This is a genomic window from Glycomyces arizonensis DSM 44726 (assembly GCF_000482705.1).
GTDB classification, from domain to species: Bacteria; Actinomycetota; Actinomycetes; order Mycobacteriales; family Micromonosporaceae; genus Glycomyces; species Glycomyces arizonensis.
The window spans coordinates 114,899-137,766 of the sequence record NZ_AXWO01000008.1; the positions used below are offsets into that span (position 1 = coordinate 114,899).

Consider the following 22,868-nt stretch of genomic DNA (forward strand, 5'->3'; position numbering starts at 1 on the left):
CGTTGACACAACCGGAGACAGGCACCTACGACGTGTCGTACAACCTGGTCAGCGTCCTGTACCACACGCTTCAAGAGGCGTCGACCATCCAGCAGTACATCGACGACGCGCGGTACGGCGGCGACGATGACGCGGCCCGGTTCCTGGAGAAGATCCAAGAAGAGGACCAGAACCGCGCCGATCAGGCGAAGGAGCTGCTCGGCCGCCAGCTGAGCGCCAAGGCATAGCACCGGGGCACTCGCCCCACTCGGGGTCTTCAGGCAGGCCCAGAGCCTTTGAACAGGCACAGACGTCCGGTGAGCCCGACCGGACCGCACCGGCCCGTTCGCCCGCGCGGTTCCTTCCGCCGCGCGGGCGAACGGGCCGGACCCGTGCCCGCGGCGTGTCTCCCCGAAAAGGTCGCCTTCCCCTGCGGCGAATGCAGGACGCGCCCCAGAGTTCGAGGTCGACGCGGTCGCTACCGCGCTTCGCTCCCCCGCGGCGAATGAGGGGCCGAGCGTCGCGCCGGTCGCGGGTCGAAACCGATCCGCTCCCCGCAGGGAACGACCGGATCGGCGAGTGCGACCCCTCGCACCGATATCCACTGGGGACGAAGATTGCGGACCCTGCCGGTCCGGCCCCCGCGGACCCCTCTGCGGGGGTTGCCTTTCTTGCCGTGGCGTGCAAGGCGGGTGCGATGTCGGTAGGGTGGACAGTCACGGCGATCCCCATCCCGTACCTCCGGAGTCGGCCCATGCCCCACGAGACATCTCCTCCCGCCCCACGCCGCACGCGCCCGAACGGAGCGACGCCATGACCGGCGTCGTCTACTGCACGCTGCCCGGCTGTCCCGGCGAGGGCAGGGGCGTCGTGGACGAGGACGGCCTCTGCGACGAATGCGGACGCGACCCCCTCGAACCGGGCGAGGAGCCCGTGCCGCCACCGCCGGTGCCGGGCCCGCGAGTCCCGACCGGACGGACGACGCCCACCGACGTCCACACGCCCGGCCGCCTCGGCACCGGGCTCGCCGACGTCCCCAGCGCGCCGGTCAGCGACCCGACCTCGAACCTCCTCAGCGACCCCGTGGTCCCCGAGAGCCGCAGGCGGTGCCCCAACAGCCACGAGGTCGGGCGGGCCAGGGACGGCCGCCCCGCCCCGCTCAAGGGCCAGTGCCCCGAGTGCGAGGCCGACTACGACTTCACGCGCACGCTCGCCCGCGGCGAGGTCGTCGCCGACCAGTACGAGGTCGAGGGCCTCATCGCGCACGGCGGGCTCGGCGGCGTCTACCTCGCCACCGACCACCACCTGGAGAACCGGGTCGTCCTCAAGGGACTCCTCGACCCCGCCGACGCCGCGGCGCTGCGCGCCGCCCGCGACGAGCGCCACTACCTCGTCGCCGTGAACCACCCCAACATCGTCGACATCCACAACTACGTCAAGCACCGCGACGAGAGCGACGGCGCCGAGCACGACTACCTGGTCATGGAGTACGTCGGCGGCGTCGCCCTGGACGACCCGCGCCACCCCGGCTGGACCGCTGGCGGCACGATGCCCGCCCACTGGGCGATCCCCTTCGCGCTGGAGATCCTGTCCGCCTTCGACTACCTGCACTCGAACGGCATGGTCTACTGCGACCTCAAGCCGTCCAACATCATCCAGTCGGGCAACCGGCTCAAGCTCATCGACCTCGGCGCCATGCGGCACATCGGCCGGACCGGCGGCGACATCTGGAGGACGCCCGGCTACAGCGCGCCGGAGATCGCCCGGAACCACCCGCCCGACGTCGCCTCGGACCTGTACACCGTCGGGCGGACCCTGGCCGTGCTCACCCTCGGCTTCCGGCCCGCCGACGCGAGCGGCGGGACGATCCGCGAGGTCCCGATACCACCGCGCCCGGCGGGCTTCAACGAATCGCTGCACCTCCTGCTCCAGCGGGCCTGCGATCCCGACCCCGAGGCGCGGTTCGCCTCCGCCGCCGCGATGGCCGACCAGCTGACCGGGGTGCTCCGGGAGATCCGCGCCGAGGTCGACGGCCAGCCCTACCCGGCCATGTCCACCCACTTCGGACTCGAGCGCGGCGCGATCGGCAGCAAGCCGGCCGACTCGACGATGACCGTCTTCAACGGTGCCAAGGCCGAGGAGGCCCGCCAGGAGCTGCCCGTGCCGCAGGTGGCCGACCAGGCCGACCTCGCCGGGCCCGCGCTCACCGCGCTGGCGCTGCAACCGGCCGCGCGGACGCGGGAGCGCATCGAGGCGCTCCCGGCCACCCCGGAGGCACGGCTGGCCCGGATCCGTCTCGCCGCCGAGCTGGGCAGCCGCGACGCCCCGGCGCAGATCGCACAGGCCAGCGCGGACTTCGGCGACGACTGGCGGCTCGACTGGTACCGCGGCGTGGCCGCACTCGGCGAGGCGTCGGCGGCCGACCACTTCGAGGCGGTGCGGCGCCGCCTGCCCGGCGAGATGGCGCCGATGCTGGCGCTGGCCGTCTGCCACGAGTCGCACCGGGCCGTGCAGCGGGCCGCCGAACTGTACCGCACCGTCTGGCGCACCGACCGCAACCACACCAGCGCCGCGTTCGGCCTGGCCCGCACGTCGGACTCGGCCGAGGAGCGCCTGGCCGCCCTGGCGGACGTGCCGCACTCGTCGAGCCACTACCTCGACGCACAGCAGGCCATCATCGCCGAGCACCTGCGCGAGCGACGGAGCCTGGAGGCGGTCCTCGCGGCGGGCGCCCACCTGGACAACCTGGCGGGGCTCGACGCCGCCCGGGCCGCCCTCGTCGAGGCCGAGGTGTGGGGCGCGGCGCTCGAGGCGGTCGAGGCCGGATCCGAGGAGCCGCGGCGGAGCATCAGGGGCGTGGCGCTGACCCGCAACGAGATCGGACAGGCCTACGAGACGGTGCTGCGCCGCGTCTCGGCCGGTTGCGCCTCGCCGCTGACGCGCTGGGCGATCATCGGCGCGGCGAACCGGGCCCGACCGAGAACGTGGTTGTGACCCCATGGAGGAGGACTCTTTGACCGATCAGACCGGATTCGCGATCAGCGTGGCGCAGAACCCCTATCTGCCGCCGGACGAGACGACGATGTACGCGGTCGCCACCGTCGAGTTCGCGCCCGCGGAGGAGACCCGGGCCGACGTCGCCGAGATCATCGTCATCGACCGGTCGGGCTCGATGGCCGGCCCGAAGTTCGAGGAGGCGAAGCGGGCGGCGAAGGCCGCGCTCGGCGCGGTCCGAGCAGACGCGTCCTTCGCGCTCATCGCGGGGGGCACCCGCGCCACCGAGCTCTACCCGGGGGGCGGGCGGCTCGCGGGCGGGAGCGAGGAGCACAAGGAGGCCGCCGCTCGCGCGATCGACGCGATGAAGCTCGGCAGCGCGACCTCCATCGGCGCGTGGCTGCGGCGCGCGGCCGACATCGCCGCGACGCGGCCCGCGGCCATCGGGCACGTGCTGCTGCTGACCGACGGGCAGGTCAACCAGCTCCCGTCCGTCTACGACACGGACCTGGACTACTGCAAGGGCAAGTTCGCCTGCGACGCCATCGGCATCGGCACCGGGTGGAACGCCGAGGAGCTGGGGCGGATCGCCCGGCTGTTCCACGGCACCCGCGAATACTGCCGGGACCTGCCCGACCTGGCGGACTTCTTCACCGCGGCCTCGGAGCGGGCCATGGGCAAGGCTGTCGACGGAATCGAGTTGGTCGTTAAGGGCCCCAAGGGGTTCGAGCTGAAAGGGCTGTGGCAGGCGTACCCGGTCGAGCGCGACCTGCTCCCCGGCGGCCGGGAGTCCGCGGGGCGCAGGACCGCCTTCGACCTGGGCGCGTGGGGGGCCGAGCGGCGGCAGTACCTCATGGAGCTGGCCTTCCCGGCCACCGGTACGGGATACCGCCGCGACGTCAGGCTGGAGCTGGTCCGCCGCGGCGAGGCCGTCGCGGGGGGCCTGGTGTCGGCGCAGTGGACCGACAACCCGGCCGAGAGCGAGGCGTTCCATCCGGACGTGGTCCACCACCGGACCCAGCTGGCGGGCATCGAGCACATCCGGCGGGGACTGCGGTACTGGCACGAGCGGAACCCGGCCGCCGCCACGCATCAGCTGCTGACGGCCCTGGAGCACGCCGAGCAGGTGGGGAACCGGGACCAGGCCGAGAGCATCAGGGAGTTCCTCGACTTCGACGGCCGCGGCAACGCCACCATACGGACCGACGCCTCCGGAGGGCGGGCGCTGTGGCTCGCGACGCGGGGCGACTACACCGTCCACACGCCGTCCTCGCGCGAAGCAGGCGACGACGAAGAAGGAGGCGGGTCATGAGCTACCCGTGCCCGAAGGGACACGACTCGCCCAATCCGGTCCAGTGCCCCCGCTGCGGGACGATGCTGGTCCCGCTGCCGGACTTCGGGACCCGCCGCGGTACCGATCCGATGCCGTTCGAGGCGGTGATCGACGCCGACCGGGACTTCTACGACCGGCTCGGGAACGCCGTCGGCGGCGACGACCCGATTCCCTTCCCGCCGCACGCGCCGCGGCGGGTGGTGCCGCTGGAGCGCCAGGTGGTCTACATCGGGCGCAGCGATCCGGGCGAGGCGGGCCCGCGCCCGCCCATCGACCTCGGCGAGGTCCCGGCCGCCGACCTGGGCGTGTCGCGGCGCGTCCACGCGATCCTCAAGCGCTACGGCGACGACTGGACGGTGCACGACACCGGCTCGGCCAACGGCACCCGCGTCGACGGCCAGAAGCTCGAGCGCAACATCGAGACGCCGCTGCGCCCCGACTCGGTGATCCACATCGGGCTCTGGACCGCGATCCGGGTGCGGGAGCGGTCGACGGGCGGGGAGGCCGGGCTATGACGCTGCTGCGCAACCGGATCGACGCACGGCTGCCGGAGGGCGACCTCGTCGTCCTGGGGCGGCTCGGCGTCTTCCGCGCGGGCGGCGGGCCGCAGGCGCTGATCGCGCAGGCCACGGCGGTGGTCGCGGCCCTGGCGGTCATGTTCGGGACGCTCTACTACGCCGTCAGCGCCTCGGAGGACTCCCTGGAGGTCATCGGCCACAGCTCGGGGCCGCAGGTCGTGGCCACCACCGACCTGTACTACGCGCTCAGCGACGCCGACTCGCAGGTCGCCACGGTTCTGCTGCTCGGCGGTTCGGGCACGGAGCTCGCCGACGCGGCGCTGAGCCGCTACGAGCAGCGGCGGGGCGACGTCGCCGCGGCGCTGCTGGAGGCGCACCGACTGGCGGGCTCGGACGGGGCGCAGCGCCGCACGATCGAGTCCATCATGTCCAGATGGGGCGAGTACCAGCAGCTCGCGGCCGTCGCGCTGCTGCTCGCCGAGCGCACCGAGTACACGGCCGGGGACCCGCCGCCTGACGTGCTGGGCGCCTACCAGGAGGCCACCGCGCTCATGAGCGGGCGGGTCCTGCCCCAGGCGTACAACCTCACGCTGGAGAACGCGACGATCGTCCGCGAGTCCTACGACACCGCGTCCGGTCGCATCGAGTTCGGCCTGGCCGCGGTGGCCGTGACCGGGCTCGCCGCGCTGGCCTTCCTGGTCCTCCTCCAGGTCTACCTCGCCCGCGTCTTCCGGCGCGTCTTCAACCCCTCGCTGGTGGTGGCCACGGCGGTGGCCGTGCTGTACCTGTTCACCGGGCTCGCGGTGCTCGACACCGAGCGCGACGCGCTCACCGATGCCAAAGTGGACGGATTCGACACGGCGCTGTCGCTGGAACGCGGTAAGGCCATCTCCGACAGCCTCCACGCCGACCGTGTGCGGTTCCTGCTCGATGAGGGCGACGCCGACGTGTACGAGCAGACCTACTTCGACAAGGCGCAGCAGCTCGTCTACGTCGAGGCGGTGAGCCTGCCGCGGTACCAGGAGGCGCTGGCCGAGACCGACATCGGCGACGCGCCGTCGGGCCTGATCGGTGACGCGCTCGACGGCAGCGCCGAGGCCGAGCGGGTCTTCACGGCCTACACGGACCTCATCCTCGCCGACGCCGAGATGCGCGAGGGCCAGGGCGACCCGTCGGCGCGGCTCGCGCCGGTCGACGTCGCCCGCGCCGAATACGAGGAGGCGCTCGACGCCCTCTCGGACCGGCACCTCGACCGCTTCCGGTCGGCGATCGCCGCGGGCGAGGACGCCGTCGCCGGATTCGCCTTCCTCCTGATCGCCGCGATGGTCTCGCTCGGCGTGTTCACCTTCAGCGGCATCGCGCCGCGACTGCGGGAGTACCGATGAGCAGACACATGATCCGACGCGCGCTGACCGTGCTGTGCGCGCTGTCGCTGCTGCCGCTCGCGGCCTGCGGCGGCGACGAGGAGGAATCCATCCTCGACAAGGACTCCCTGCGCATCGGCGTGCGGTACGGCCTGAACCTCATCAGCGAGGAGGTCGACGGCGAGTTCGTCGGCTACGAGATCGACGTCGCGAACTTCATCGCGGACCAGCTCGGCAAGGACGTGGAGTTCGAACCGATCGACCTCGACGAGCGCGCGCCGGAGCTGCTGTCGGGCGATATCGACCTGGCGATCGCGACCTACTCGATCACGCAGGAGCGCAAGCAGCGCGTGGCCTTCGCCGGGCCGTACGTGATCGACCACTTCGACATCCTGGTGCGGGAGGACAACGACGAGATCGCCTCGCTCGCCGACCTCGAAGGGAAGACGGTCTGCGAGGTGGAGGGCTCGAACGCGGTCGACCGCATCACCGACGAGCACGGCATCGACGCGAACATCCGCGGCGTCGAGAACTATGACGAGTGCATGCGCCTGCTGGGCACCGGCGGGATCGACGCGATCGCCACCGACGAGCTCGGGCTCGCCGGGCTGGCGATCGATGCCGACTTCGAGGCCAAGCTCGTCGGGGCGGACTTCTCCCAGGAGCGCATCGGCGTCGGCATGCGGCCCGGCGACACCGCCGGGTGCGAGGCGATCAACCGGGCCATCACCGCGATGTACCAGGGCGGCGGCGACGGCGCCCCCAGCACCGCCGAGCTGTACCTCGAGAAGTGGTTCGGGAACACCGTGCTGGACCTCTCGCAGTTCCCCATACCCCAATTCGAAGGATGCGCATGACCGCCACCCCCGCCCCGGTCAGGCCCAGGACGCAGCGCGAGATCATCGGCGCCTGCGCGGTCGGCACCGCCCTGGAGTGGTACGACTTCTTCCTCTACGGCACCGCCGCCGTCCTGGTGTTCCGGCCGCTGTTCTTCCCCGACTCCGACCCCGCCACCGGCACGCTGCTGGCCTTCGCCACCTACGGGGTCGGCTTCATCGCCCGCCCCATCGGCAGCGTCGTCTTCGGGTACCTCGGCGACCGGGTGGGGCGCCGCAACGTCCTGGCCGTCACGCTCCTGGTCATGGGCATGTCGACGTTCCTCATCGGCATCCTGCCCACGCACGCCTCCATCGGCACCGCCGCACCGGTGCTGCTGGTGGTCCTGCGGTTCGTGCAGGGGCTGAGCCTCGGCGGCGAGTGGGGCGGCGCGGTGCTGCTGTCCATGGAGCACTCCTCGCGGCGGCGGTGGGGCCTGGCGGCGTCGTGGGTCCAGTTCGGCGTCCCGGCCGGGAACATCGCCGCCGTCGGCATGCTCGCGTTCGCCGGTCTCGTCCTCTCGGACACCGCGTTCGCGACCTGGGGGTGGCGGCTGCCGTTCCTGGTCTCGGCCGCGCTCGCCCTGGTGGGGCTGTGGGTGCGCCGCAACATCGCCGAGTCGCCGATGTTCACGCGCCAGACCGACATCCCGGCCAACCCGCTCTCGGCGGTCTTCCGGAGCCACCGGCGGGCGCTGACCGCCTCGTTCTGCGTCCGCATCGGCGTCGACGTGGCCTTCTACATCTTCACGCTCTACCTGCTGACCCACCTGACCGAGGAGGTCGGGGTGGCCGAGAGCGTCGGCCTGGTGGCGGTGGTGGTCGGCTCGGCGGTGCAGCTGGTGCTCATCCCCTGGTTCGGGCGGCTGTCGGACGTGTACGGGCGCAAGGGCATCGCCGTGGCGGGAGCCGTCGCCGCGGCGGTGTGGGCGTGGGTGTTCTTCCCGCTGCTGGACACCGGGAGCACGGCGGCGATCATCGCCGCGGTCACGGTGGCGCTCGTCGCGCACGCGGCCATGTACGGCCCGCAGGCGGCGTTCATCGCCGAGCTGTTCCCGACCAAGGTCCGCTACTCGGGCACCTCGCTGGGCTACCAGCTCGCGGGCGTGCCCGGCGGCGCGCTCGCCCCGATCGCCGCGATCGTCCTGTTCGACCTGTTCGACTCGGCGGCGGCGGTCTCGCTGTACACGACGGCGGCGCTTGCCGTCACCGTGATCGGCCTGGCGATCGCGCCGAAGCCCGCCCGCTGAGGGGCGTCAGCCGCGGTTCCTGCGGACGGTGACGAACCTGGGCAGGGAGGCGAACCGGCCGTCGCGGATCTCGGCGACGGGGACGCCCTCGACGGCCGCGGCCATCACCGAGTGGGCGCCGCGTGCGCCGGCCATGATCTTGTCGAGGGCGATCTCCTGGCGGCCGACCTCGGGCATCCACGGCAGGGGCGCCAGGTCGAGGACGTGCGGGCCGTCGCCGGGCTCGGTCATCCACTCCTGGAGCCGCCTGCGCTGGCCGCGGTAGCGGTCGAGCGAGGCGAGGTGGCCGCGGCCGAGGCCGGGCCGGAGGCGGTCCATGTAGGAGGCGGAGAGCCGCCTGCCCGCCGACGGGCGGCTCGGCGGCGGCCGGAGCGGCTTGGTGCTCAGCGAGAGCACGTGGGTGCAGCCGTCGCGCAGCGCCAGGACGTAGGGGTGGGCGGTGAGGACGCCGCCGTCGACGGCCCGCTCGCCGCGGAAGGTCCCGGTGCCGGGGACCGCGACGGGCAGCCAGCAGCTGGCCCGCAGGCCCTCCTTGAGGTCCTCCTTGGACGTGAAGTCCCCGGCGCTGACCGTCTCCAGCTCGTCGACGAGCGTGATCGCGACCTGGAACGAGGCCGGGGCCTTGAGCACGCGCTCGTAGTCGAGGGGCTTGACGGTCTCCAGGACCTCCTCGAAGACGTAGTCGAGGTCGAGCACGGGCCTGCGGGCGAAGAAGCGGCGCGTGTCGACGAAGCGCTTGGTGGCGAGGTCGTCGAAGTAGATGGTCAGCGGGTACCAGGTCTCGCCCGCGGTGAAGTAGGCGGCGTTGACCGCTCCCGACGAGCAGCTGTAGATCGCGTCGAACGCCGGCCGGAGGCCGAGGTCGTCGAGCGCGGTGAGCATCGCGGCCGAGACCACGCCGCGCATGCCGCCGCCTTCGACGGCGAGGCCCAGGCGCTGGCCGTCGCCGTGCTCGCCGGGGCCGGTTCCGGCGTCCCGGCGGGCGCGGAGGAGTTCGAGGACCGGGTGGTCGTCGGCCCAGTACCGGTCGGCCGCGGGATCGTAGGCGTCGGGCATGAGGCCTCCTCTCATGAGAGGTGAAGCGGCGGACACGGGTCGGGGAAATGCTACCCGCGGTGCGGCGCCGTGCACGGCCCGCGGCGCGACGGGCGGGCCGGTGCGCGGGCGAATGCCCGGGCCGCCGAGCGCGGGAGGGCGGAATGTCAGTTACCCGACAGTAGGATACTGGGCTCGGTATTCGGCTGCTCGGTATTCGGCTGTTCAGTACTCGACGGGATCGCGGGCGATCGGGCAGGTCATGCAGTGCCCGCCGCCGCGCCCGCGGCCCAGTTCGGCGCCGACGATGGTGACGACCTCGATTCCGGCCTGCCGCAGCAGCGCGTTCGTCTGGGTGTTGCGGTCGTAGGTCACCACGACGCCCGGTTCGATCGCGACGGCGTTGTTGCCCGAGTCCCACTGCTGGCGCTCCGAGGCGTAGCAGTCGCCGCCGGTCTCGATGATCCGCAGGCGGCGCAGCCCGAGCGCGGCCGCCACGACGTCGGTGAAGCGCTCGCCGCCGTGGTCGGTGAGGTGGAGGCCGGTGGGGGTGTCGGCCGGGCGCAGCGTGAACGCGTGGACGTCCGCCATGATCTTGGGGTAGAGCGTCACCGTGTCGCGGTCGGCGAAGGTGAAGACCGTGTCGAGGTGCATCGCCGCGCGGAGCCTGGGCATCCCGGCGACGATCACGCGATCGGCGGCACCCTGCTCGAACAGCGCCCGCGCCACCTGGGTGATCGCCTGCCGGGAGGTGCGCTCGCTCATGCCCATGAGCACGACGCCGCCGCCGACCGGCATGATGTCGCCGCCCTCGAAGGTGGCCTGGCCCCAGTCCCGCTCGGGATCGCCCCACCACACGGTGTCGCCCGCGAAGTCCGGGTGGAACCGGTAGACCGCCTTCATCAGCAGCGTCTCGTCGTGCCGTGCGGGCCAGTACAGGGGGTTGAGCGTGACGCCGCCGTAGAGCCAGCAGGTGGTGTCTCGCGTGTAGAGCGTGTTCGGCAGCGGCGGCATGAGGTACTCGCGGGTGCCGGTCGACTCGCGCACCAGCGCGATGTAGCCCGGGCGCAGGTCTTCGGGCAGGTCGGCGGCGGCGAGGCCGCCGATGAGGTACTCGGCGAGGCGGCGCGGCGGCAGCGACTCCAGATAGGCGCGGGTGGCGTCGACCAGGCCGAGGCCGACCTGGTTCGGGACGATCTTGCGGTCGAGCAGCCAGTCGCGGGCCTCGGGGATCGCCACCGTCCGCTCCAGCACGTCGTGGAGCTCGATGACCTCGACGCCGCGCCCCCTGAGCTGCTCGACGAAGTCGGCGTGGTCCCTCTGGGCGTTCTCGACCCACATGACGTCGTCGAACAGCAGGCTGTCGGCGTTGGTCGGGGTGAGGCGCCGGTGGGCCAGGCCGGGGGCGCACACCAGGACCTTGCGGAGCCTGCCGACCTCGGAATGGACCCCGTGGGCCACGGGCGGCTTCGTGTCGGTGGTCATCGGTGCGCTCCTCATTTCGGTGGGACGGTTCAGATGCTGATCCAGCCGGCCGCCAGGGCGACCACGCCGACGGCGGCCCCCGCGATCGAGACGGCCAGCAGGACGGCCTCGGCCGGGCTGAACAGGCGGCGGCCCTGCTCGCGGCGGGCCATGACGAACAGGACGGTGGCCGGGGCGTAGACGATCAGCGACACCAGGAGGTATCGCAATCCCGCCGCGTACAGCAGGAACGCGGTGTAGACGGTGGCGAGGACGCTGATCGCGATCTCGCCGGACGTGCCGCGGGAGGCCCCGCCGCGCCCGGCGGCGACCTTGACCGCGAACGCGGCGGCCAGCAGGAACGGGATGAGCGTCAGCGCGCTGGTCATGTTGAGCGCGAAGTCGAAGGCGTCCTCGGAGAAGAGGACGACCACGAGGGCGATCTGCGACAGGACGGTGCTCATCACCAGTGCGGGGACCGGCACGTCGGCGGCGTTGGCGCGGCCCAGGAACCGCGGCATGTCGTCGTCCTTCGCGGCGACGAAGAGCACTTCGGCGGCCATGAGGGTCCAGGCGAGGTAGGCGCCGAGCACCGAGACGATGAGCCCGACGCTGACGAACACGGTGCCCCAGGTGCCGACGGCGGCCTCCAGGACGCCCGCCATGGAGGGCTGGCGGAGCTCGGCGATCTCGCCCATCGGCATGATGCCGTAGGAGACGATGGTGACCGACGCGAAGATCGCGAACACGCTGAGGAAGCCGGTCACGGTGGCGCGCCCGACGTCGGAGCGCCGCTTCGCGTGCCGGGAGTAGACGCTGGCGCCCTCGACGCCGAGGAACACGAACACCGTGGCGAGCATCGTGCCCTGGACCTGGCCGAACAGCGATCCGGCGTAGTCGGCGCCGCCGAAGTTGTCGGCGAAGACGCCGGGGTCGAAGGAGAACAGGGCCAGCAGGACGAACACGACGATGGGGATGACCTTGGCGACGGTGACGATCCGGTTGATCGCCGCGGCCTCCTTGACGCCGCGCTTGATGAGCAGGAAGAAGGCCCACAGGCCCACCGAGGAGACGGCCACGGCGAGGACCGTGTCGCCGTCGCCGAGGGCCGGGACCAGGGCGCCCACGGTGGACATGATGAGGACCCAGTAGGTCACGTTGCCGACGCAGGCGCTGGCCCAGTAGCCGAAGGCGGCGAAGAAGCCGGGGTACTCGCCGAAACCGGCCTTGGCGTAGGCGTAGACGCCCGCGTCGAGGTCGCCTCGGCGCACGGCGAGCGACTGGAAGACGAACGCGAGCATGAGCATGCCGGTCCCGGCGACGGCCCAGGCGATGAGCGCGCCCGCGACACCGGTCTCCTCGGCGAAGCGGGCGGGCAGGGAGAACACGCCCGCGCCGACCATGGAGCCGACGACCATCGCGGTGAGCGTCCAGAAGGCCAGCTTGACGGGGGCCCGCTCGGCTGCGCTCTCCGGTGCGGCTTCCGGCTTCGCCATGGCTTCCTCGCTGCTCGTCTCCGAGGGCGGACCGGGGGCGATCGTCGGTCCACGTTGGGCCGACTATATAGCCGAGGGCGGCGCCGGTTCCCGGTTTCGGCGACAACGCCCCGAGCGGGGGACGGGCGGAGGACGGGGGGTCGCGGGCGAGGGGCGGCCCTGACCGGCCCCTCCGGTCGTGCCAGAGGGGCCGGTCCGGTCATTCGGACCCTGACGGCGGGGCGCAGACCCCTGGTGGCCCCTTCCCGATCGCCGTCGGCGGCCGGGCTGCCGTCAGCGGCCAGTCTAGGCAGGTCATCGATTTGAGTCAATGAATTGCCATAACTTCGGGCATATTTTTTTCATGACTTGACATAACCTGGACCACAGTCGTAATCTGAGCCGCAACCCTCGATCCCGGTGGCCGCCACGACGGCCGCCACCTGCGGACGCCGGTCCCTCCGGCGCGTGAAAGGACTGCCAGCGTGACAATCGACCAACCCCCCACCGCCCCTCGCCCGGAGCTGAACCGCCGGAACCTGATGAAGGCCTCGGGCCTGGCCGGCCTCGGACTGAGCCTCGCCGCCTGCGGCCGCGGCTTCGGAGGCGGCGGCGAAGGCGGCGACGGCACCGAGCTGAACATGGTCTGGTGGGGCGACTCCAAGCGGGCCGAGAAGACCCGGGCCGCCCTCGACCTCTTCGAGGAGGCCCACTCCGGCGTCACGATCAAGACCGAGTACCAGGACTCGGGCCCCTACCAGGACAAGCTCGCCACCCGCTTCGCCGCGGGCGACGAGCCGGACCTGATGGCCATGCGCATGGACAGCCTCCGCGAGTACGCCGACCGCGGCGCCCTGCTCGACCTGAACGAGCACGCCGACGCCGTCGACCTGTCCGGGCTCAGCGAGAACGCCCGCAACCTGGCCACCGTGGGCGACAGCGTCTTCGGCGTCCCGGCCGGGCTCAACGCCATCGGCTTCATCGTCAACCGGACCGTCACCGACCGGTACGGCATCGAGATCCCCGACGGCGACACCTGGAGCTGGGACGATCTGGCCGCCTTCGCCAAGGAGGTCACCGACGCCAGCGGCGGCGAGGTCTACGGCACCGGCTTCGAGCCCGCGACCCTCGCCAACATCGTCGTCTACACCCGCCAGCGCGGCGAGGACTTCTTCACCGAGGACGGCGAGCTCGGCATCACCGCCGAGACCGTCCAGGCCTGGTTCGAGATGGTCGAGGCGATGCGCCAGGAGGGCGGCTTCCCGCCCGCGGGCTTCTTCGAGCAGATCGGCGGCGGCCCCGAGCAGTCCTACATCGCCACCGGCGACCTCGCCTCCCAGATCATCCCGACGAACAACTTCCTCGGCTACAACCAGGCGGCGGGCGGGAACCTGGCCCTGCTGCGCATCCCCGGCGAGACGCAGGGCGTGCGGCGCGGCCAGTCCGTCGACTGCCCGCACCTGTGGTCCATCGCCGCCGAGTCCGAGCACAAGGACGAGGCGCTGCAACTGCTCGACTTCCTCGTCAACGACGTCGACGCGTCGAAGGCCACCGGCACCACCCGCGGCGTCCCCGCCGACTCGGAGGTCGCCGAGGAGCTCAAGCCCTCTCTGGAGCCCGACGACCAGGTCGCCACGGAGTACCTCATCGGTCTGCTGGGAGAGGACCTCCCCCGCTCCTACACCTACCCGCCGGGCGGCAGCGCCATCGCCGACGCTTTGGCCGCGATCGCCGTCGAGGTCGAGTTCGGGCGGCAGAGCGCCGCCGACGGCGCCGCCGAGTTCATCTCGCAGGCCGAGGAGGCGCTCGCCCAGTGACCGCCCCGACCGATGCCACCACAGTGAGGGAAGCGGTCCCCGCGTCGGCGGCGCCGCGCCGTTTCACGGTCCGCGGGCCGGGCCGTGAGCGGCGCCGCCGACGCAGGGACCGCGCTGGGTACCTCTTCCTCCTCCCCTGGTTCATCGGGATGCTGTTCACGATCGTCCCGTTCTTCGCCTCGCTGTACCTGGCGTTCACCGACTACAACCTCCTCAACGATCCGAAGTGGATCGGGCTGGAGAACTTCGCCGAGATGTTCCGCGACGAGAACCTGCATCAGGCGCTGAAGGTCACGTTCATCTACTCGTTCGTGTCGGTGCCGCTGTCGCTGGCGGCGGCGCTGGGCGTGGCGATGGTCCTCAACCGCGGCATCAGGGCGCTCCCGGTCTACCGGGCGGTGTTCTACCTGCCCTCGCTGCTGGGCGCCAGCGTCGCGGTGGTCCTGCTGTGGCGCTACATCTTCGGGCTCGACGGCATCGTGAACGGCTTCCTGGGGTGGTTCGGGATCGACGGCCCCGCCTGGACCTCCGATCCGGACTACGCGCTCACGACGCTGATCATCCTGCACGTGTGGACGTTCGGCTCGCCGATGGTGATCTTCCTGGCGGGACTGCGGCAGATCCCGGCGATGTACTACGAGGCCGCCGCGGTCGACGGGGCCTCGAAGTGGCGCCGCTTCCGGTCGATCACGCTGCCGCTGCTGAGCCCGATCATCTTCTTCAACCTCATCCAGTCCCTGATCGCCTCGTTCCAGACGTTCACGCAGGGCTTCGTGATGAACAACGGCGGCGGCGGACCGGCGAACTCCACCCTGTTCTACAACCTGTACCTGTACCAGCAGGGGTTCAACCAGTTCCACATGGGCTACGCCTCGGCGATGGCCTGGACGCTCCTGGTGATCATCGCGGCCTTCACCGCGCTGACCTTCTTCACCGCCAAATACTGGGTCCACTACGACAACTGAGGCCGCACAATGTCGATCACCTTGCGCTCCTCGCGCCCCGCTCCCCCGCGATCCTCCGACGACGAGGACACCCGCCTGGAGCGGTTCGGCAGCACCCGCCGCAGCCGCTTCACCAGGCACATGATCCTGTGCCTGGTCGGTGCGTTCATGATGTACCCGCTGGTGTGGATGCTCTCCAGCTCGCTCAAGCCGAACTCGCTGATCTTCAGCGACCTGTCGCTGTGGCCGACCGAGTGGGACCTGGGCAACTACGCCGAGGGCTGGACGGCGCTGCCGTACGACTTCACCGTCTACTTCGTCAACTCGCTGGTCATCGTCGCGCTCAGCATCATCGGCAACCTGCTGTCGTGCTCGCTGGCGGCGTACGGCTTCGCGAGGCTCGACTTCACCGGGCGCAAGCTGTTCTTCGCGCTCATGCTCGGCACCATGATGCTGCCGGGGCACGTCCTGCTGGTGCCGCAGTACATCCTGTTCGCGAAGCTCGGCTGGCTCAACACCTACTATCCGCTGCTGGTGCCGAACTTCCTGGCCACCAACGCGTTCTACATCTTCCTGATGGTGCAGTTCATGCGGGCGCTGCCGAGAGAGCTCGACGACGCGGCCCGGATCGACGGCTGCGGGCCGTTCCGGACGTTCTGGCGCATCATCATGCCGCTGTCCCTGCCCGCCTTCGCCACCACGGCGATCTTCACGTTCATCTCGGTGTGGAACGAGTTCTTCGGGCCGCTGCTGTACCTGACCGACCCGGAGCTGTACACGGTGCCGCTGGCGCTGCGGCAGTTCGTCGACTCCGAGGGCCAGTCCCAGTGGGGCCAGATGTTCGCCATGTCGGTGCTGTCGCTGGCGCCGATCGTCGGTTTCTTCATCGCGGGCCAGAAGTACCTGGTGAAGGGCATCGCCACCACCGGCCTCAAGTAACGGAAGCGAAGACGAGGATCACGTGAACCGACCGCCCTGGATCGCCGACAACGGCGACGGCACCTACACCAATCCGGTCCTGCGCGCGGACTGGTCCGACCCCGACGCCGTCCGGGTCGGCGACGACTTCTACATGGTGGCCTCCAGCTTCCACCGCTCGCCGGGGCTGCCTGTTCTGCACAGCCGGGACCTGGTCAACTGGTCGATCATCGGCCACGCGCTGCCGCGCCTGGAGCCGGAGGAGGCGTTCGCCGCGCCGCAGCGCGGATGCGGCGTGTGGGCGCCGGCCATCCGCCACCACGCGGGCCGGTTCTGGATCTTCTACCCCGATCCCGACCACGGCATCTCCGTCGTCACCGCCGAGGACCCCGCGGGTCTCTGGTCGCGGCCGCGCCTGCTCAAGGCCGGGCGCGGGCTCATCGACCCGTGTCCGCTGTGGGACGAGGACGGCTCGGCCTACCTCGTGCACGCCTGGGCCAAGAGCCGGGCCGGGGTCAACAACAAGCTCACCTGCCACCGGATGAGCCCCGACGCGACCGCGCTGCTGGACGGCGGGCGCGACGTCATCGACGGCGACGCCCTGCCGGGGTACCGCACCCTCGAAGGCCCCAAGTGCTACCACCGCGACGGCTGGTACTGGATCTTCGCCCCGGCCGGCGGCGTCCGCGAGGGCTGGCAGTCGGTGTTCCGGTCCCGGGACGTGTTCGGCCCCTACGAGGAGCGCATCGTCCTGGAGCAGGGCGACACCGACGTCAACGGACCGCACCAGGGCGCGTGGGTGACCGCCGCGGGCGGCCGGGACTGGTTCCTGCACTTCCAGGACAAGGGCGCGTTCGGGCGCGTCGTGCACCTGCAACCGATGCGGTGGGACGCCGAAGGATGGCCCCTCATCGGCGACCCGCCCGGGCGGCCGGTAGCGACGCACGCCAAACCGGACGTCGCGGCCGACGAGGCGCCCCGCGCCCCCGCCGCGGCCGACGACTTTCCGGATGGCGAACCCGGCCCGCAGTGGTCGTGGGCGGCCAATCCCGACCACGGCTGGCTGGAGCCGGGGCCGAGCGGCGCGCTGCGGCTGGCGTGCGGGCCGACCGACTCCGGCGACCTGCGGCGGCTGCCGAACCTGCTGGAGCAGCGGCTGCCCGCCGAGCGGTTCCGCGCCACCACCACCGTGCGGCTGACCGGCACCGCGGCGGGCGCGCGGGCCGGACTGACCGTCCTGGGCGAGAGCTACGCCTGGATCGGCCTGGCGCGCACGCCGGAGGGCGCCGTCCTGGTCCACCGGACCGCCGAGGTCGACGGCGCCGAGCGCGAGGGCGCCCCCGCGACGCCGGTCAAGGTCGCTGAGGACGGCACGACCGCCCAGGTCGTGCTCGGCGTGGAGGTCTCTCCGGACGGGCGCTGCCACTTCCTCGCGGGCGAGGCGGGCGAGCCGCCGCGGCCGGTCGGCGAGCCGTTCGCGGCAACCGCCGGGCGGTGGGTCGGCGCGGCCCTGGGCCTGTTCGCCGCGGCCTCGCCGTACGCCCCTGGCGGCACCGCCGAGTTCGGACCCGTGCGGGTCGAGCCGTGAGCGACCGCGCCGAGCGGCGCTCCCTGCGCCTGGGCGGCCGCCGCGTCGCCGACTACGTCTGGCGGCCGCGCCTGCCGGGCGACCTCTCGCCGCGGCCGTACCTGCATCCGGTGCGCACGATGGCCGGGACGGCGGTCACCGACGTCATGCCGGAGGACCACCGGCACCACCTCGGCGTCAGCGTCGCCGTGCCCGACGTGGGCGGCGCGAACTTCTGGGGCGGGCGGACCTTCGTGGCCGGGCGCGGCTCGGTGCCGTTGCCGAACCACGGCGTCCAGCACCACCGCCGCTGGGAGTCCGCGGACGAGGCGGCGCTGGTCCACGAGCTCCGCTGGACCGGCACGGACGGGGCCGACCTGCTGCGCGAGCGCCGCCGGATCGCCGCGGTGCCGCTGGGCGACCGGGCGTGGGCGCTGGACTTCGGCTTCGACCTGGTGAACGCGACCGACGCGCCGCTGGCGTTCGCCAGCCCGGCCGTCAACGGCCGCCCCGGCGCCGGTTACGGCGGCTTCTTCTGGCGGGCGGGGCGCGGCGAGCGGAGCGTCCGCGTCACCGGGCCCGGCGTGGACGGCGAGCGCGGACTCCACGGCGCGCGAACCGCCTGGCTGGCGCTGCACGCCGCCGGGGCACGGGCGTGGACGCTGGTCTTCCTCGCCGACGAGCGGGCGGGCGACCCGTGGTTCGTCCGCAGCGGCGACTACGTCGGCGTCGGCTCCTCGCTGGCCTGGTCCGAACCGCTCGTGGCCGCCCCGGGCGAGGGCCCGCGCCGTCGTATCATCACGGTGGTCGTCGACGGCGACCTCGGCCCCCGCGAGACGGCCTCCACGGTCGCGGCGGTGAGGGCCGCGACATCCGGTGAGGCGTAGGCGATGGGAGGCGGCATGCAGATCCCCGGCACCGCCGGTCCGATGCTCGCGGAGCGACCGCCCGACGCCGTCCCGCTCCGCGTCGACGGGCACGAGGTCGCGCGGTACGTGTGGCGGCCCGAACTGCCGCCGTCGACCGCGCCACGGCCGTTCCTGCACCCGGTGCGCACGCTGGCCGGGTCCCTCGTCACCGACGTCAGGCCGGACTCGCACACCCACCAGCTCGGCATCAGCATCGCCGCGCCGGACATCGACGGGTGCAACTTCTGGGGCGGGCGCACCTTCATCGCCGGGCACGGACCGGCCTGGCTGGACGACCACGGGGTACAACGGCATCAGCGGTGGCTCTCGTTGTCGGACACCGATCTCGCCCACACCGTGCGGTGGGTCGACGCGAACCGGTCGATCCTCCTGCGAGAACGCCGGTCGATCACCTGCCGCCCGGTGAACCGGGACGCTTGGGCGCTGCGGGTGAGGACGCGCCTGACCAACGCGACCCAGCGGTCGCTGCCGATCCGCAGCCCCGCGTCGCTGGGTCGCCCCGGCGCGGGCTACGGCGGTTTCTTCTGGCGCGGCCCGGCCGCCACCGGCCCGGTCAGGGTCTTCAGCCAAGACGGCACTGGGGTCCGCTCCGTCCACGGCAAGACGGCCGACTGGGTCGCGGTCGGCGCCCTCGACTCCGAAAGTCGTGATTGGACGATGGTGTTCCTGCCGGGGAACAGGGAGACGGCGCAGGATCGCTGGTTCGTCCGGGCTCGCGACTACCTCGGGGTCGGGTCGTCGCTGTCTTGGGACCGCCCTCTGGTGCTCGACCCGGGCAAGTCGATCAACCGGAACGTCATCGCGGTCGTCGCCGACGGCGCGCTCACCGCGGACGAGGCCGCCGCGCTCGCCGACGCGGCACGGTCGGCGGCATGACCGACTCCCGCGCACCCGATCGCGCCCCGCGCGGCGGCGCCAGGCAGGAGCGCCTGCGCGAGCTCAACCTCGAACTGGTCTTCCGGCACGTCCTGGCCGCCGAGGGCCCCATCTCCCGCACCGAGCTGGCCGCGGCCACCGGCCTGACGCGCCCCACCATCACCCGCATCGTCGAGGAGCTCATCGCCGGGCGCCTCGTCACCGAGGCCGGGTCGGCGCGCCACGGCCGGGCGGGGCGCCCCCGGGTGGGCCTGGCGCTGTCCAGGAGCGGCCCGGCCGGGCTGGGCCTCGACATCCGCGCCGACGGCCTGGCCGCGTGCGTCGTCGACCTGACCGGCGCGGTCCGGCACCTGGCGTTCGCGCCGCTCGCGTTCGCGGGCACCGACCCCGCCGCCGTGCTGGACCGCCTCGCAGCGATGGCCTCGGCGGCCGTCGAGGCCGTCGCCGCCGAGCACCTCACGGTCGTCGCGGCCACGCTGGCCGTGCCCGGCCCGGTCGACGGGGGCGTCGTGCGGTCCGCCCCGGCGCTCGGCTGGACCGACGTCGACGCCGGTGCGCTCCTGGCCGCCGGAACAAGGCGCCTCGGCCTGCCGATCACCGTGGACAACGAGGCGAACCTCGCGGCGCACGGCGAACTGCACGCCACGAGGCGCACGCTCGACAACTTCGTGTACGTCTCGGGCGGGCTCGACATCGGCGCCGGGATCATCCTGGACGGACGGCTCGTGCGCGGCTCGCGCGGCTGGAGCGGCGAACTCGGGCACATCACCGTGGACCCCGACGGCAGACCGTGCCCGTGCGGCTCGCGCGGGTGCCTCCAGACGTACGCCAGCCCGCAGGCGATCCTGGGCGACGAGCCGGTCCCGGACGGGACGATGCCGGAGGTCGCCATCACGACGCGGGCCGACGCGGGCGACGCGGCCACGCTCGCGGCCATCGACACGGCGGGCACCGCGCTGGGGATCGCGCTGTCCAATGTGCTGAACATCCTCGACATCGGCACCGTGCTGCTCGGCGGCGGCTACGCCCTGCTGTCCTCATGGGTCACCGAGCGGGTGGAGGCCGAGATCGCCCGGCGCGTGCTCTCGGCCGCGTGGGCGCCCATCACGGTGCGCCCGGCGATCCTCGGGCCCGACGCCGCGGCCATCGGCGCGGCGCTGACGTTCATCGACCGGCTCCGCCAGGATCCGGCCGCCTGGTTCGCCTCGCAGCGGTAAGGCCGGTCTGTAAAACTCCGGCCGGTTCGAGCAGCGCCGCGTACAGGGTCAGGCCGGGGCCGAACGACATCGCCACCACCGGCCCGGACGGGTCCTCGCCGCCCAGCAGTTCGCGCAGGACGAGCAGGACGGTGGCCGAGGAGCAGTTGCCGTGCTCGGCGAGGACCTCGCGGGAGACCGCCAGCGCGGTCGGCGGGAGTCCGAGGCCGTCCCCGACGGCGTCGAGGATGCGGGGGCCGCCGGGGTGCACCGCCCAGCCGCGCACGTCGGGCACGTCGAGCCCGTGGCGGGCCAGGAGGTCCTTCACGAGCGGGCCGACGTGCTCGCCGAGGACCTCGGGGACCTCGGGCGACAGTCCCATGCGGAATCCGAGATCGGTGACGTCCCAGGTCATGTGGCCGCTGGTGCCGACGTCGGTGCGGGCGGCGATCTCGGTGACGCGCAGGCCGGGCGCGGGAGCCTCGCCGGGGCGGACCACGACGGCGGCGGCCGCGTCGCCGAACAGGGCGTGCGTGACCACCTGCTGGGCGTCGCCGCAGGGAGGCTGGAGGTGCAGGGAGGTCAGTTCGAGGCACAGCACCGCCACGGGCCGCCCGCGCACCGCCGCGAAGTCGGCGGCCGAGCCGAGGGCGGGCAGCGCCGCGTGGCAGCCCATGTGCCCCACCAGCAGCCGCTGGGCGTCGGGCCGCAGCCCCAGCGACTCGGCCAGGCGGATGTCGAGGCCGGGCGTGCAGTAGCCGGTGCACGAGGCGACGACGAGCATGCCGAGCTCCTCGGCGTCGACGCCCGCGTCGGCCAGCGCGTCGGTGACGGCCCGGTGCCCCAAGGGGGGCGCCAGTTCGCCGTAGCGGCGCATGCGCTCCCCCGTGGACAATCTGGAGACGTCGTCGCCGATCGCGATGTCGGTCACCGCGTGGCGGCGGCGCACCCCCGACCCGGCGAAGATGCGCTCGGCGCCCCGGCTGGCGCCGAAGTGGTCGCGGAAGAACCCCGTCCACAGCGTGCCCTGGTCGTAGGCGGGCGGCAGCGCCGCGGCGAGCCCGGCGATGCGCGCGTTCACCACCGCGCCACCTCGGTGTCCTCGTCGGGGTCGTCGCCGATCTCGGCCACGCCGAGCCAGTCGGCGCACACGTCGGAGGTGGCCGGCTGCAGCGCCCCGCAGCGGGCGTCGCGGTAGAGCCGCTCCAGCGGGTTCCCGCGCCGGGTGGCCGAGGCTCCGGCGGCTTCGAGCAGCGAGGAGGCCACTTGGGACGCGGTGTCCCCGGCGACGAGCTTGGCGCGCCACACCCAGCGGTTGGTGTCCGGGTCGCCGGGCGCCTCGTCGATCCGGGCGGCGGCCTCGGCGACGACGAGTTCGGCGGCGGTCACGGCGGCCTCGGCTCGGCCCAGGCGGGCCCGCACGGCCGGGAGGCGCCCCAGGCCGCGCTCGCGGATCTGGTCGGCCGCGGCCTCGACCGCCGAGCGGGCCACGCCGGTGTAGACGGCCGCGTAGGAGGCCACGAGCCACTGCGGCATCATCTGGGCCAGCAGCAGGGTGAGGCCCTCCATGCCGCCGAGCAGCGTCTCCGGTCCGACCTCGACGTCGAGGTGGACGTCCTGGCTTCCGGTGGCGCGCATGCCGAGCGAGTCCCAGGTCTGCTCCACGCGGACGCCGTCGCCCGCGGGGACCAGGAAGTAGGAGACCCGCGGCTCCTCGGCGTCGGGGTCGCGGGCGGTCACCAGGTAGGCGTCGACGTGCCCGGCGCCGGAGACGAACGCCTTGCTGCCGGTGATGCGGTAGCCGCCGTCGGTCCTGCGGTAGGCGGTCGAGGTGCGCGACAGGCGCGAGCCGGTGCCCCGCTCGCTCATCGCGACCCCGTACAGGGCGCCGCGCGCGGCCGCGGCCAGGGCCTCGTCCCGGGCGGCGAAGAAGTCCTCGGGGGCGCCCCATTCCCGGGCGAGCTCGTCGGGGGTCTGGGCGAGCGCGCCGGTCACGGAGGCGTGCATGTTGAAGATCAGGGCCGTCGCGCCCGCGCCGCGCGCGAGCTCGGCGGCGACGGCGGCGTAGTCGGCGAAGGAGGCGCCGGACCCGCCGAGGCGGGCGGGCGCCATCAGCCCGAGCAGCCCGGACGAGCGCAGGTCCGCGAAGTCCTCGGCGGGGAAGGTGCCCGCCGCATCGTGCGCCCCGGCCCGCTCGGCCAGGCGCGGGGCCAGGTCGCGGGCCGCGCGCAGCGCCCCCGCGGGGTCGAGCGTCTCGCCGACGTCGCGCGGTGCTTCTGTGAAGGTCTCCGTTGCTGACACCGGTCCTCGCTCTCGGGTAGGCTGCGCGTCCCA

General features: G+C 72.7%; 19 protein-coding genes. 14 read left to right on the forward strand and 5 right to left on the reverse strand.

The features are described 5' to 3' along the window. Positions 1-2 precede the first annotated feature (2 nt). The 7 genes from H613_RS0109855 (at position 3) to H613_RS25695 (ending at position 8,313) form a co-directional block, all read left to right on the forward strand. Positions 3-227 carry a hypothetical protein gene (locus H613_RS0109855; protein WP_026923659.1) on the forward strand — a complete coding sequence of 75 codons (225 nt, stop codon included), beginning with the start codon at positions 3-5 and terminating at the stop codon, positions 225-227. A gap of 565 nt (positions 228-792) precedes the next feature. Beyond that, on the forward strand, positions 793-2,973 hold the full coding sequence (locus H613_RS25680) for a serine/threonine-protein kinase (protein WP_051393185.1): 2,181 nt from the start codon (positions 793-795) through the stop codon (positions 2,971-2,973). 19 nt (positions 2,974-2,992) lie between these two features. Continuing rightward, positions 2,993-4,285, forward strand: a complete 1,293-nt coding sequence (locus H613_RS0109865; RefSeq protein ID WP_026923660.1) for a vWA domain-containing protein — start codon at positions 2,993-2,995, stop codon at positions 4,283-4,285. Continuing rightward, positions 4,282-4,821, forward strand: a complete 540-nt coding sequence (locus H613_RS25685) for an FHA domain-containing protein (protein WP_051393186.1) — start codon at positions 4,282-4,284, stop codon at positions 4,819-4,821. Before H613_RS0109865 ends, H613_RS25685 begins: the two co-directional genes overlap by 4 nt. After that, on the forward strand, positions 4,818-6,209 hold the full coding sequence (locus H613_RS25690; protein ID WP_051393187.1) for a GlnX family signal transduction membrane protein: 1,392 nt from the start codon (positions 4,818-4,820) through the stop codon (positions 6,207-6,209). Before H613_RS25685 ends, H613_RS25690 begins: the two co-directional genes overlap by 4 nt. Then, the gene (locus tag H613_RS0109880) at positions 6,206-7,045 is read left to right on the forward strand and encodes a transporter substrate-binding domain-containing protein (RefSeq protein WP_084546502.1); all 840 of its coding nucleotides are present in this window, start codon (positions 6,206-6,208) and stop codon (positions 7,043-7,045) included. Before H613_RS25690 ends, H613_RS0109880 begins: the two co-directional genes overlap by 4 nt. Then, positions 7,042-8,313, forward strand: a complete 1,272-nt coding sequence (locus H613_RS25695; RefSeq protein ID WP_035737331.1) for an MFS transporter — start codon at positions 7,042-7,044, stop codon at positions 8,311-8,313. The genes H613_RS0109880 and H613_RS25695 overlap by 4 nt, the downstream gene beginning before the upstream one ends. A 6-nt stretch (positions 8,314-8,319) precedes the next feature. On the opposite strand, the gene H613_RS0109890 is transcribed toward H613_RS25695, so the two are convergent. From H613_RS0109890 to H613_RS0109900, 3 genes are all read right to left on the reverse strand, one after another. Continuing rightward, positions 8,320-9,369 carry a patatin-like phospholipase family protein gene (locus H613_RS0109890; protein ID WP_084546503.1) on the reverse strand — a complete coding sequence of 350 codons (1,050 nt, stop codon included), beginning with the start codon at positions 9,367-9,369 and terminating at the stop codon, positions 8,320-8,322. A 204-nt stretch (positions 9,370-9,573) separates the two neighbouring features. Beyond that, positions 9,574-10,833 (reverse strand): arginine deiminase, encoded by a 1,260-nt coding sequence (locus H613_RS0109895; RefSeq protein WP_026923663.1) that lies wholly within the window; start codon positions 10,831-10,833, stop codon positions 9,574-9,576. Between the two features lie 29 nt (positions 10,834-10,862). Further along, positions 10,863-12,308, reverse strand: coding sequence for a basic amino acid/polyamine antiporter (locus tag H613_RS0109900; protein ID WP_026923664.1), 1,446 nt, complete (start codon positions 12,306-12,308; stop codon positions 10,863-10,865). Positions 12,309-12,772: 464 nt separating this feature from the next. On the opposite strand from H613_RS0109900, the gene H613_RS0109905 reads away from it, so the two are divergent. From H613_RS0109905 to H613_RS0109935, 7 genes are read left to right on the forward strand one after another with little or no spacing between them, the layout of a single operon-like run. Then, positions 12,773-14,104: an ABC transporter substrate-binding protein gene (locus H613_RS0109905; RefSeq protein ID WP_026923665.1), complete on the forward strand. Its 1,332-nt coding sequence runs from the start codon at positions 12,773-12,775 to the stop codon at positions 14,102-14,104. Beyond that, positions 14,101-15,069, forward strand: coding sequence for a carbohydrate ABC transporter permease (locus tag H613_RS0109910; RefSeq protein ID WP_211234761.1), 969 nt, complete (start codon positions 14,101-14,103; stop codon positions 15,067-15,069). The genes H613_RS0109905 and H613_RS0109910 overlap by 4 nt, the downstream gene beginning before the upstream one ends. Positions 15,070-15,078: 9 nt before the next feature. After that, a complete protein-coding gene (locus H613_RS0109915) occupies positions 15,079-15,987 on the forward strand; it encodes a carbohydrate ABC transporter permease (protein ID WP_026923667.1) in 909 nt (302 codons plus the stop codon). Positions 15,988-16,009: 22 nt separating this feature from the next. Then, positions 16,010-17,554, forward strand: coding sequence for a glycoside hydrolase family 43 protein (locus H613_RS0109920; protein WP_026923668.1), 1,545 nt, complete (start codon positions 16,010-16,012; stop codon positions 17,552-17,554). Then, entirely contained in the window at positions 17,551-18,420 is an 870-nt protein-coding gene (locus tag H613_RS0109925; RefSeq protein ID WP_026923669.1) for a DUF6807 domain-containing protein, read from the forward strand. The genes H613_RS0109920 and H613_RS0109925 overlap by 4 nt, the downstream gene beginning before the upstream one ends. Before the next feature lie 15 nt (positions 18,421-18,435). Continuing rightward, positions 18,436-19,338: a DUF6807 domain-containing protein gene (locus H613_RS0109930; protein ID WP_211234762.1), complete on the forward strand. Its 903-nt coding sequence runs from the start codon at positions 18,436-18,438 to the stop codon at positions 19,336-19,338. Continuing rightward, complete coding sequence (locus H613_RS0109935) at positions 19,335-20,555, forward strand: ROK family transcriptional regulator (RefSeq protein WP_026923671.1); 1,221 nt, start codon at positions 19,335-19,337, stop codon at positions 20,553-20,555. The genes H613_RS0109930 and H613_RS0109935 overlap by 4 nt, the downstream gene beginning before the upstream one ends. Here H613_RS0109935 and H613_RS25700 read toward each other — a convergent pair. Together H613_RS25700 and H613_RS0109945 are read right to left on the reverse strand one after the other, a co-directional pair. Continuing rightward, entirely contained in the window at positions 20,503-21,618 is a 1,116-nt protein-coding gene (locus H613_RS25700) for a type III polyketide synthase (protein WP_084546504.1), read from the reverse strand. The genes H613_RS0109935 and H613_RS25700 overlap by 53 nt on opposite strands. Next, entirely contained in the window at positions 21,612-22,766 is a 1,155-nt protein-coding gene (locus H613_RS0109945) for an acyl-CoA dehydrogenase family protein (RefSeq protein WP_026923672.1), read from the reverse strand. The genes H613_RS25700 and H613_RS0109945 overlap by 7 nt, the downstream gene beginning before the upstream one ends. Between the last annotated feature and the right edge of the window lie 102 nt (positions 22,767-22,868).